This window comes from Streptomyces sp. YS-3 (genome assembly GCF_045257485.1).
Classification (GTDB): domain Bacteria; phylum Actinomycetota; class Actinomycetes; order Streptomycetales; family Streptomycetaceae; genus Streptomyces.
Genome location: NZ_JBJHPC010000241.1, coordinates 1 through 10,368 on the forward strand (window position 1 = coordinate 1; position 10,368 = coordinate 10,368).

Sequence of the window (10,368 nt, forward strand, 5' to 3'; positions counted from 1 at the left end):
GGGGTGCCGGTGGGGTTGCCGGAGGGGGTGGCCGCGTCGCCGATCGGCGCCTGGCCCAGCCGGCTCAGCTTCCAGCCCTCGGGGGTGCGGGTGAGTTCACCGAGCATCCGGCTGTCCTTGGTGCTGCTCCGGTGGTCGGCCGCGACCACGGTGACGCGGGTCGCGACCATCACCCGGGCGTGGCCCGCCCGTTCGTCGAGTTCGGTGACCGCGCCCGAGAGCACCTTGGCGGTGGTCGTGGTCCCGGCCTTCTCGACCTGCTGGACGAACTGCTGCCTGCTGTCCTTGAGTTCCTTCAGGAGGTCGCCGGTGGCGGACTCCTCCCAAAGGTCGAGGCCGTGCGCCAGATCGCCGTGGTCGAGGGTGTTCATGTTCTGCACGCCCTGCTCACCGGCCTGCAGCACCGCGTCCCTGGTACGGGCGAACGCGGCCCGGTCGTCGTGCGCCGCCGTGTACCAGGAACCACCCGTCCACACCGCGAACGCGCAGGCCAGCGCCGCCGCCACCCCGGCCGCGGCCGTCAGCGGCGGCCGTCCGCGCACCGCCCATGTCATCCGTGCCATGGCACCTCCCCACCCGCCCTAGCGGGCCTTGATCGCTGTGATCCGCCAGTGGCCGCCCTCGCGCGCGGCGGACACCGAGAGCTGCGCGGCCACCGTCGTCGCGTTGCCGCCGCGCCGCACACTGGTCTGGTCGAGGAAGAGCAGCAGCTCCGCGCGGGTGGCCGTGAGCCGGGTGACCCCGGCGCGGGAGATGCTGGTGGTGAGCGTCAGCCCCTGTTCGGCCACCCGCCCGCGGAGCTGCGCGAAGAGCGCGTCGTACTCCTTCGCCGCCTGCCCGCGCAGCAGCACGCGCGCGTCGTCGCGGGTGCGGGCCAGGGTGTCCGGGGCGTAGCTGAACACACGGGAGGCCGCCGTTCCCACCTCCGCCAGCACCTCGTCCGTCGCCGCGTGGTCGGTCAGGGCGCGGTTGGCGGTGGCCGGGGAGTGCCTCGACTGCCCGGCGAGCAGCAGCAGGACGCCGCTCGCCGCCAGCAGGGCCGCGATGAGCAGCGGCAGCAGGAAGCGGCGTGGACGGCGGCGGGCGGGCGCCTCCCCAGCGGCGCGGGCCGTGGTGTCCGGCTGTTCCTCGGTCGTGGTCATCGCCGCCCCTCCCCTCAGCCCGTCCCGACCGCGACGGCGGTCAGGGAGGTGAGCTTCCAGCGGTGGCCCGTGCGGGCGAGGGCCGCCTCGAAACGTTTGCGGTCGGTGGTCGGGGCGCCGGTGCGGGGCCGCGCCTCGACGCGTACGGTCGCGATGAGCCGGGCCGTGCCGGAGCGGTCGTCGAGCTCGGTGACGGCCGCGTCGGTGACCTCGGCGCGGGTCGTGGTGCCCCGCTCCTTGAGGACCTGGGCGCTCTTGGCGCGGGTCGCGCGGAGCTCGTCCCCGAGCGGGCCGGTCGTCGCGTCCAGCCAGTCGGCCAGGTCCGCGTCGACGTCACGGGCGTCGAGGGAGGTCAGCCGGGCGATGCCACGGCGTCCGTCGGCGAGCGCCGCGTCGCGGCTGTGCGCGTACGCCAGATCGCCGTCGCCCCTGGCGCGGGCGTACGTCCACCCGGACACCCCGCACAGCGCCAGCGCGAGCACCAGCCCCGCGATCAGGACGAGCCGTCGGCGTCTCATGCCCTCACTCCCCCAGCCCGAGGAGTCCGGCGAGGCCCACGGGGCTCCGTGGAGGTATCGAGGGGGCGCCCAGCACGCCGGTTCCCCGGCCGGCGCCCGGGAGCGCGCCCGGCACCGCCGGGGTGGGTACCGGGCCCCTGGGCGCGTTGGCCGAGCCCCGGACGTTCCGGCCGCTCGCGGGCGGGGCGGTGCAGCGCGCCCCGGTGTTCACCGGTGCGTCACCGGCGGTGTCGAGGCCGTCGCGGTAGCGGGTCTCCTCGTACCCGGTGGTGCAGGGCAGGGGCTTGAAGAAGGTGGTGACCATGCCGAAGTCCGCTCCGCCCGGGCCGACCGCGCTGGAGCCCGCGGCGGCCACCCGGGGCAGCCGCACCATCAGCTCCTCGGTGCCGTGCTGGCGGGTGACCAGGAGCTCGGAGGTGGTGGTCAGATTGGCGAGGAGCACGCTCAGAGCGGGGTCGGTGTCCCGCAGCAGTGCGGTGAACTCGTCGGCGGTGGCGGGTGTCTCGTCGATGACCCGGCGCAGATCGGAGTCCGAGTCCTTCAGCCGGCGGGCGAGCGTACGGGCCCCGGTGGCGAAGGAGGTGAGGGCGCGGGTGCTGTCGGCCTGGGTCCTGAGCACGGTCTCCCCGTCGGTGAGCAGTCGGGTGGTGGCGGGCAGCGCCCGGTCGGCGGCGTTGAGGAACTGGCTGCCCGCGTCCAGGAGCACCTGGAGGTTGGTGCCCTGGTTGGCGAAGGCCCTGCCGAGTTCGTCGACGGCCGTGCGCAGGTCGTCGGTCGGCACCGACGCGGCCAGGGCGTCGACACCGGTGAGGAGCCGGGTGATGGGGGCGGGTGTGCTGGTGTCCCGGCGGGCGATGGTGTCGCCGTCGTGGAGGTAGGGGCCGCGGTCGGTCCGGGGGGCGAGGTCGAGGTACTGCTCGCCCACCGCCGACAGACCGGCCACCTCGGCATCCAGGTCGGCGGGGATGGCCGGGGTGCCGTCGTCGATGGCGAGGCGCGCCTCGACCCCGTCCCTGGTCAGTGCGATGCTCCGGACCCGCCCCACGTCGACGCCCCGGTAGGTGACCCCGGCGCCGGTGAACAGCCCACCGGTCTCGCCGAGTTGGACGCGTACGGTGTACGAGCCGGGCGCGCCGACGAACCGTCCGAGGTCCGCGTAGGTCACCGCGATGTAGCCGAGCACCACCGTGCCGAGCAGCAGGAAGGCGAGGTTCTTGATGTGCGTGCCGAGGGTGGTCACCGGGCACCGCCCTCCCCGACGGAGGGCAGGGGCAGTGCCCCCCCGGTGGGCGCGGGCGTGGCGTGTTCGGGCAGGACCATGGTGCCGGGGGCGGCGGCGACCTTGAGGTAGACGTTCAGGTAGTCGCCCCTGACCCCGCTCAGTACCTCGTCGGTGAACGGGTACGTCATCAGCACCTGGAGCGAGGCGGGCAGGTTCCGGCCCGCGTCGGCCAGGCCCTTCAGGGTGGGTGCGAGCGCGCGCAGGTCGGCCACCAGGTCGGCCCGGGTGCGGTCGACGGTGCCGACGGCCGCCGTGGAGAGCGTGTCCAGGGACTTGAGCATGGTGACGAGCGAGCCGCGCTGGTCGCGGAGGACGGTGAGGCCGGGGCCGAGCCGGTCCAGTACCGCGCCGACCCTGGCGTCCCGGCCGGCCAGGGTGGACGACAGCCGGTCCAGGGCGCCGAGCGCGTCGGTGAGGTCGCCGCGGTGCTTGTCGAGGTCCTTGGCGAAGGTGCCGATCCGGGCGAGGACGGAGCGGGCCGAGGACTGGCGGCCGTCGAGGGCGCGGTTGAGCTCGCGGGTGATGGTGTTGATCTGCTGTACTCCACCGCCGTTGAGCAGCATGGACAGCGCGCCGAAGACCTCCTCGACCTCGGCGTTGCGGTTGGTGCGCGCGAGCGGGATGACGGCGCCGTCCGCCAGCGGCGCGAGGGCCCGGGTGGCGGCGGCACGGAGGCCGGTGGTGTCGTTGAGGTCGGGGCGGGGGGCCAGGTCCTCGGGGGCGACGAGCTGGACGTACTTCTCGCCGAGCAGGCTGGACTGCTCCAGGTTGGCGTAGGCGTCGGCGGGCAGGCGCACCTTGCCGTTGACCTTCATGGTCACTCTCGCCAGCCAGTCGTCGCCGCTCACCGTGATCTTCTCGACCCGGCCGACCGGGACGTCGTTGACCTTCACGGCGGACCGGGGGAAGAGACTGGTGACGTCCCGGAAGACGGCGGTGACGCGGTAGGGGTGGCTGCCGAGGTCGGCGCCGCCGGGCAGCGGCAGGTCCTGGATGCCGTGGAACGAGGGCACGCCGGGCCCGATCGCGAGTCCGGTGACGACGGCCGCCGCGCACAGCGCCAGCCCGGCCCGTGCGGCGCCCCGCCTCATCGCCGGGCCCCCGGCGCGCTGTCGGCGTACGTCTCGGCGGCGGGCAGGGGCAGCGGGCCGAGCTCGTTGAGGTCGGCGCGGCCGTCGATGGTGCGGGTGGCCGGGTTGTAGGCGTTCTCCAGGTTGGCGGCGGCGAGCGGCAGGGTGTCCAGGGCCTCGGCCAGGGAGGCGCGTTGGTCGACGAGCGACCGGGTGACGGTGGCGAGCCGGCCGACCTGTTGTGTGAGCTTGCCCCGGTTGTCGCGGATGAAGGTCTTCACCTGGCCGAGGGCGGTTCCGAGCTGTCGCAGCGCGGCGGCGAGGTCGTCCTTCTCGCCCGCGAGGAAGGTGGTGACGTCGGAGAGCTGCTGCTCGGTGGTGCGGACCGTGCTGTCGTTCTCCTTCAGCATGGTGATGAACGACTGGAGTTGGCGCACGGTCCTGACCAGGTCGGCGCTGGAGCCGCCGAGGACCTTGGCCGCGCCGCCCAGTTGCTGGACGGTACGGCCGACGGCGTCGCCGTTGCCCTTGAGGTTCTTGGCGGCGGTGCCGATGAGGTCGGAGAGCGCGCCCTTGCTGTTGGCGCCCTCGGGGCCGAGCGCGTCGACGAGACCGCTGACGCTCTCGGCCAGTTCGTCGACCTCCATCGGGGTCGCGGTCCGCTCCCGGGGGATGACCGCGCCGTCCGCGAGGGTCGGTCCGCTGCCGCTGTAGGCGGGGCTGAGCTGCACGAAACGGCCCGATACGACGCTCGGGGCGACCACGACCGCCCGCACGAGCAGGGGAATCCGTACGCCTTCGTCGACGCGCAGGCTCACCCGCACCCGCGTGCCCTCGGGGCGGATGCGGCCGACGCTGCCGACCCGTACTCCCAGCACGCGCAGGTCCGACCCCTCGTGCACGCCGACCGTCCGGTCGAAGTACGCGGTGAGGCGCAGGGCGCCGTCGTCGCCCAGGACGCGCACGGCGACGGCCGAGACGGTGGCCGCGACCAGCAGGACGAAGGCGACGCCGAGGACGAGGAGCCGGCGCGGCCGGGGCAGCGCGCTGCGTGAAATTCTCAACTCCCGCTTCCCTTCGCTGGTTTCGGTGGCATGCAGCCTCGGGGCGGTGAGGTGCCCGGGGGCAGATAGGACTTGGGGACGAGGCCGCAGAGATAGCTGTCCATCCAGTGGCCGTTGCCGAGGGTGTTGCCGATGAGGCGGTAGTACGGGCCCGCCTGCGCCAGGATGCGGTCCAGGTTCGTCTTGTTCCTGGAGAGCACCGCCGTGACGCGGCCGAGCGAGTCGAGGGCGGGGCCGAGCCGGGCCCGGTTGTCTGCGACGACGCCGCTGAGCTGGGCGCTCAGGCTCTGTGCGCCGGTGAGCAGCCCGTGGATGGCGTCCCTGCGGTAGCCGACCTCGGCGAGGAGGCGTCCGCCCTCGCCGAGCAGGTCGCGCACCCGGTCCTTCTTGTTGTCCAGGGTCCTGGTGACCCGGTCGGTGCCCTGGAGGAGCCGGGTGATCTGCTCGTCGCGGCTCGCGATGGCCAGCGACAGGTCGGCCAGGCCGGTGACCGCCCTGTGCACGTCCGGCGGGGTGTCGCGGAAGGTGGCCGAGAGCGTCTCGAAGCTCTTGGCGAGGGTGCGTGTGTCGAGCTCGCCGACCGTCTCGCCCAGCCCGTCGAGCGCGTCGAGCACGTCGTACGGTGAGGTCGTGCGGGTGATCGGGATGCGCCGGTGCGGGTCCTGGGCGCCGGTGCCGCGCGGGTCGACCGCCAGGTACTTGGAGCCGAGGAGTGTCCTGACGGCGATGCCGACGGTGCTGGCGTTCCCGACCCAGGCGTCCTTGACGGTGAAGGCCACCTTCACCTTGGGTCCGTCGAGCCCGACCGCGTCGACCTTCCCGGCCTTCACGCCCGCGATCCGCACCTCGTCCCCGGGGTGGAGTCCGGCCGACTCCTTGAAGTCGGCGGTGTAGCGGGTGCCGCCGCCGACGAACGGCAGCGCGTCGACGCGGTAGACGAGCAGTCCGATCAGCGTCATGGTGAGCAGCCCGACGACGGCGATGGCCACGGGGTGCCGCTCGGCCAGGGGCCTGCGGGCGGGCTTTTGGGGGCGTCGGCCACGGATGCGTACAGGAGTCATCGGCGGCACCTCTGGTCCTTGATTGCGATGCCGGTGGGGGGCGGGCTGCCGTCGTCGGTGGTGACGCCGGTGACCTTCGCCTCGCAGAGGTAGAGGTTGAGCCAGCTCCCGTACGAGACGGCACGGGTGAGGGCCCGCATCTTGGCGGGGGTGCGGCGCAGGAACTCCTCCAGCAGCGGGCCGTTGTCCGCGAGGTTGGCGGAGACCCGGCCGAGCTGGTCGATGCTGCCGCGCAGCGGCTCCCGGCCCTCGTCGAGCAGTCCCGCGGTGCTGGTGGTCAGCGCCGCCAGCGAGCTGACCGCCTGTCCGATGGGTTTGCGGTCGGCGGAGAGGCCGGAGACCAACTCGTCGAGGGTGTCGATGAGGCCGGTGAGCCGGCTTTCGCGGGTGTTGACGGTCCGCAGCACGGTGGTGAGGTTGTCGACGACCGACCCGATCACCGCGTCCTTCGCCGCGAGGGTGCTGGTGACCGACCCGATACTGGTGACCAGGCTTTCCACGGTCGGCCCCTCGCCCTGGAGGACCTGGACGACGGAGCCGGCCAGCTTGTTGGTCTCGGCCGGGGACAGGCCCTGGAAGAGCGGCTGGAAGCCGTTGAAGAGCTGGGTGAGGTCGAGGGCGGGCGAGGTGCGGCGCAGCGGGATCGTCCCGCCCGGCCGCAGCGGGGGCTCTCCGAGGGGGCCGGTGCCGCGCTCCAGGGCGACATAGCGCTGGCCGACCATGTTGAGGTACTTGATCGCGGCGGTGCTGGAGGCGGGCAGGGCCCGGCCCCGCCGGACGGAGAACCTCACCTGCGCGTAACGCCGTTGGACGATCTCCACCGACTCGACCCGGCCGACCTCGACGCCCGCGATACGGACCGAGTCGCCCTTGCCGAGTCCGGTGGCGTCGGTGAACCACGCCCGGTACGTGTCCTTGTCGCCCACGCCCGTGTTGCTGATGCTCAGCGCGAGCACGGTGGTGGCCACCACGGTGACCAGGACGAAGACCGCCGATTTGATCAGCGGTCCGGTGAGGGGCGCGCGGTTCACCTCGTCCCCACCTCCGTCGTCCTCTCGGTCGTCACCGGGCTCACCGCAGCCTCACGTCCGCGCCGCGCAGCACCGGTCCGGCCAGGACGCTCGACCAGTCGGGCAGGGTGTCCGGAATCCGCCGGTCACCGGCCGCGAGCACCTCGTTCACCAGGGTGTTCTCCTGCGGCGAGTTGGCGACGCCGAGGCCGCCGCCGACGGTCGCGAGGGGCGCCGAGGCGCTCTGCGGGGCCTGCCCCGACGCCGGGGCGCCCGGGTACGGGACCGGGTAGCAGGCCGGGCCGCCGGTGGCGGTGTAGCGCGGTGTGTCGTGGCCCGGCCGGTAGGCGCCCCGGTCCGGGACCACCGTCACGTCCACGTGCAGCCCCGGCTCGTCGGTGCCCTTGCCGAGCGCCCGGTCCATGACGGGCACGAAGTCGGCCAGGGTCTTGAGGGTGCAGGGGAAGGCGGGCGCGTACCGGCCGAAGATCTGCAGGGAGGGGCGGCTCGCGGCCGTCACCCGGATGAGGTTGTCGCGGTTCTGCCGGATCCAGGTGGTGAGGTCCCTCGACGAGGTGGTCACCGATCCGTACACCGCCGCCAGCCGCCGCTGTTCGGCGGCGAGGGTGGCGCTGGTGGTGGTCGCGTCGTAGAGCGCGTCGACGATGTCGGGCGCGGCTCGCGCGTACCCCTCGCCCACCCGGACGAACTCCTTGATGTCCCTGCTCAGCACGGGCAGCTGCGGGTTGAACCTGCCGAGGTAGGCGTCGAGTTGTGCCAGTGAGGCGCCGAGCCGGTCGCCGCGTCCGCGCAGCGCGTCGGCCACCGCCGTCAGCGTCGCCGACAGCTTCTGCGGCTGTACGGCGGTGAGCACCGGCAGCAGATGATCGAGGGCCGTCTCCAGCTCCACGGCGTTGCGGCTGCGGTCCCTGGGGACGACGCTGCCGGGCCGCAGTGGGCTCGTGGAGGGCCGGGCGGGCGGTACGAGCGCCACATAGCGCTGCCCGAAGAGCGTGGTGGGCAGCAGTTGGGCCGACACGTCCGAGGGCACCCGGCGCAGTTGCCCCGGTTTCACGGCGAGGGTGAGCCGGGCGGTCCGGCCGTCGGTGTCGACCTTCTCGACCCGGCCGATCACCACGCCCCGCAGCTTCACGTCGGCCTGCGGACGCATCTCGTCGCCGACCGAGCCGGCCTCCACGACCACGCGGGCGGTGTCCTCGAAGTCGTGGTGGTAGAAGGCGAGCGAGAGCCAGATGAGGGGGACCGGCAGCAGCAGGTAGACCAGACCGGCCAGTCTGCGGCGGCGGGTGAGTACGGCGTCCGCCGGGCGCGCCTTCGCCGGGGCACTCGTCGTCCTGTCCCGCACGGGCGCGCTCATCCCGCCACCTTCACCGTGGTCGTGGCGCCCCACAGCGCCAGGCTGAGGAAGAAGTCCGCGACGCTGATGAGCACGATGGCGGTCCGCACCGACCGCCCCACGGCCACACCGACGCCCGCCGGGCCGCCCGTGGCGCGGTAGCCGTAGTAGCAGTGCGCCATGATCACCAGGACGCTGAAGACCAGCACCTTGAGGAAGGAGAGCAGCACGTCGGTGGGGGCGAGGAAGAGGTGGAAGTAGTGGTCGTAGGTGCCGGTGGACTGGTTGTTGAAGAGGACGGTGACCGCCCGGGACGCCAGGAACGACCCCAGGAGCCCGATCCCGTACAGCGGGACGATGGCGACGGTGCCCGCCACGATCCGCGTCGAGACGAGATACGGCAGGGGCCGTACGCCCATGCTCTGCAGGGCGTCGATCTCCTCGTTGATGCGCATCGCGCCGAGCTGGGCGGTGAAGCCCGCGCCGACCGTGGTGGAGAGGGACAGCGCGGCCACCAGCGGGGCGATCTCGCGGGTGTTGAAGTACGCGGAGACGAACCCGGTGAAGGCGTCGGTGCCGATCTGGCTGAGCGCCGCGTACCCCTGGAGGCCGACGACAGTGCCGGTGAAGACGGTGATGCCGATCATCACGCCGACCGTGCCGCCGATGACGCTCAGTCCGCCGCTGCCGAAGGAGACCTCGGCCAGCAGGCGCTGGACCTCCTTGGGGTAGCGGCGGACCGCGCGCGGGATTGACAGCAGGGCGCGGAGGTAGAAGAGGAGCTCGTCGCCGGGCCGGTCCAGCCAGGCCCACAGCCTGCCCGGTTCGCCTCTCCCCGGTTCGGTGCCGCTTCGGGCGCGGCCTCGGGCCCGGTCCAGGAGCGCCATGTCAGAGCCCCTTCGCCGGGACGAGCCTGAGGTACAGGGCCGTCAGCACCATGTTGACGAAGAAGAGCATCAGGAAGGTGAAGACGACGGACTGGTTGACGGCGTCGCCCACGCCCTTCGGGCCGCCCTTGGGGTTCAGTCCCCGGTAGGCGGCGACCACCCCGGCGATGAACCCGAAGAGCACCGCCTTGAGTTCGCCGATGAGCAGATCGGAGAGCTGGGCGAGCGCGGAGAAGCCGGCGAGGTACGCGCCCGGGGTGCCGTGCTGCACGGTCACCGCGAAGAAGTAGCCGCCGAGCGTCCCGACCACCGAGACGAGACCGTTGAGCAGCAGCCCGACCGACATGACCGCGAGGACCCGGGGCACGACGAGCCGCTGCACCGGTGAGACGCCCATGACCTCCATGGCCTCCAGCTCCTCGCGGATCGTCCGCGCCCCCAGGTCCGCGCAGATCGCCGAGCCCGCGACCCCGGAGATCAGCAGCGACACGATCAGCGGGCTCGCCTGCTGGACCAGGACGAGCACGCTCGCGCCGCCGGTGAAGGACTGCGCGCCGAACTGCTGGATGAGCGAACCCACCTGGAGCGCGATGACCGCGCCGAACGGGATCGTCACCAGCATCGCGGGCAGGATGGTGACACTGGCGATGAACCAGAACTGCTCGACGAACTCCCGCGCCTGGAAGGGCCGCCGGAACATCAGCCGTACGACGGTGAGGCCCAGCGCGAAGAGCCTGCCGGTCTCGCGCAGCGGGTTGAGGACGCGCAGCGGCGGACGGGGCACGGGCGCCCCGGCGGGCCCGGGCCCGGAGTCGGTGGGGGCGCTCACCGCGTCCCCCCGCCGTCGTTGATGTGCGGGGGCCCGGTCCGTACGAGCGTGGTGCCGGGGCCGCCCGGTGGCGCGCCGCGCAGGTCGGCCTCGACGGCCGCGCGGGCGGCGGGCGGGAGCTCGTCGAGGAGCGCGCGCACCCGGGCGC

The 10,368-nt window shown here is 73.1% G+C and carries 11 protein-coding genes; all 11 read right to left on the reverse strand.

The window, feature by feature from the left end; translation table 11 throughout:
* A partial coding sequence (locus ACJA3G_RS20020) for a nuclear transport factor 2 family protein (RefSeq protein WP_406554397.1) occupies positions 1 to 554 on the reverse strand: 554 nt, incomplete at its 3' end.
* 27 nt (positions 555 to 581) lie between these two features.
* Entirely contained in the window at positions 582 to 1,142 is a 561-nt protein-coding gene (locus tag ACJA3G_RS20025; RefSeq protein WP_406554389.1) for a hypothetical protein, read from the reverse strand.
* A 14-nt stretch (positions 1,143 to 1,156) separates the two neighbouring features.
* Positions 1,157 to 1,660 (reverse strand): hypothetical protein, encoded by a 504-nt coding sequence (locus tag ACJA3G_RS20030; RefSeq protein WP_406554390.1) that lies wholly within the window; start codon positions 1,658 to 1,660, stop codon positions 1,157 to 1,159.
* Between the two features lie 4 nt (positions 1,661 to 1,664).
* Complete coding sequence (locus ACJA3G_RS20035) at positions 1,665 to 2,900, reverse strand: MlaD family protein (protein ID WP_406554391.1); 1,236 nt, start codon at positions 2,898 to 2,900, stop codon at positions 1,665 to 1,667.
* Positions 2,897 to 4,033 carry an MlaD family protein gene (locus ACJA3G_RS20040; protein ID WP_406554392.1) on the reverse strand — a complete coding sequence of 379 codons (1,137 nt, stop codon included), beginning with the start codon at positions 4,031 to 4,033 and terminating at the stop codon, positions 2,897 to 2,899. The genes ACJA3G_RS20035 and ACJA3G_RS20040 overlap by 4 nt, the downstream gene beginning before the upstream one ends.
* Positions 4,030 to 5,070, reverse strand: coding sequence for an MCE family protein (locus ACJA3G_RS20045; protein ID WP_406554398.1), 1,041 nt, complete (start codon positions 5,068 to 5,070; stop codon positions 4,030 to 4,032). Before ACJA3G_RS20045 ends, ACJA3G_RS20040 begins: the two co-directional genes overlap by 4 nt.
* Positions 5,071 to 5,072: 2 nt before the next feature.
* Complete coding sequence (locus tag ACJA3G_RS20050) at positions 5,073 to 6,137, reverse strand: MCE family protein (RefSeq protein WP_406554393.1); 1,065 nt, start codon at positions 6,135 to 6,137, stop codon at positions 5,073 to 5,075.
* A complete protein-coding gene (locus ACJA3G_RS20055) occupies positions 6,134 to 7,168 on the reverse strand; it encodes an MCE family protein (protein ID WP_406554394.1) in 1,035 nt (344 codons plus the stop codon). The genes ACJA3G_RS20050 and ACJA3G_RS20055 overlap by 4 nt, the downstream gene beginning before the upstream one ends.
* Before the next feature lie 40 nt (positions 7,169 to 7,208).
* The gene (locus ACJA3G_RS20060) at positions 7,209 to 8,525 is read right to left on the reverse strand and encodes an MCE family protein (protein WP_406554395.1); all 1,317 of its coding nucleotides are present in this window, start codon (positions 8,523 to 8,525) and stop codon (positions 7,209 to 7,211) included.
* Positions 8,522 to 9,319: an MlaE family ABC transporter permease gene (locus tag ACJA3G_RS20065; RefSeq protein ID WP_406554399.1), complete on the reverse strand. Its 798-nt coding sequence runs from the start codon at positions 9,317 to 9,319 to the stop codon at positions 8,522 to 8,524. Before ACJA3G_RS20065 ends, ACJA3G_RS20060 begins: the two co-directional genes overlap by 4 nt.
* Positions 9,320 to 9,392: 73 nt before the next feature.
* Positions 9,393 to 10,220, reverse strand: a complete 828-nt coding sequence (locus tag ACJA3G_RS20070) for an MlaE family ABC transporter permease (protein WP_406554396.1) — start codon at positions 10,218 to 10,220, stop codon at positions 9,393 to 9,395.
* Positions 10,221 to 10,368: the final 148 nt, after the last annotated feature.

Excerpts from the sequence above, each read along its gene's own strand:
- ACJA3G_RS20050 (WP_406554393.1), bottom strand. The coding sequence starts at position 6,137 with ATGACTCCTGTACGCATCCGTGGCCGACGCCCCCAAAAGCCCGCCCGC.
- ACJA3G_RS20060 (WP_406554395.1), bottom strand. The coding sequence starts at position 8,525 with ATGAGCGCGCCCGTGCGGGACAGGACGACGAGTGCCCCGGCGAAGGCG.
- ACJA3G_RS20030 (WP_406554390.1), bottom strand. The coding sequence starts at position 1,660 with ATGAGACGCCGACGGCTCGTCCTGATCGCGGGGCTGGTGCTCGCGCTG.
- ACJA3G_RS20025 (WP_406554389.1), bottom strand. The coding sequence starts at position 1,142 with ATGACCACGACCGAGGAACAGCCGGACACCACGGCCCGCGCCGCTGGG.
- ACJA3G_RS20040 (WP_406554392.1), bottom strand. The coding sequence starts at position 4,033 with ATGAGGCGGGGCGCCGCACGGGCCGGGCTGGCGCTGTGCGCGGCGGCC.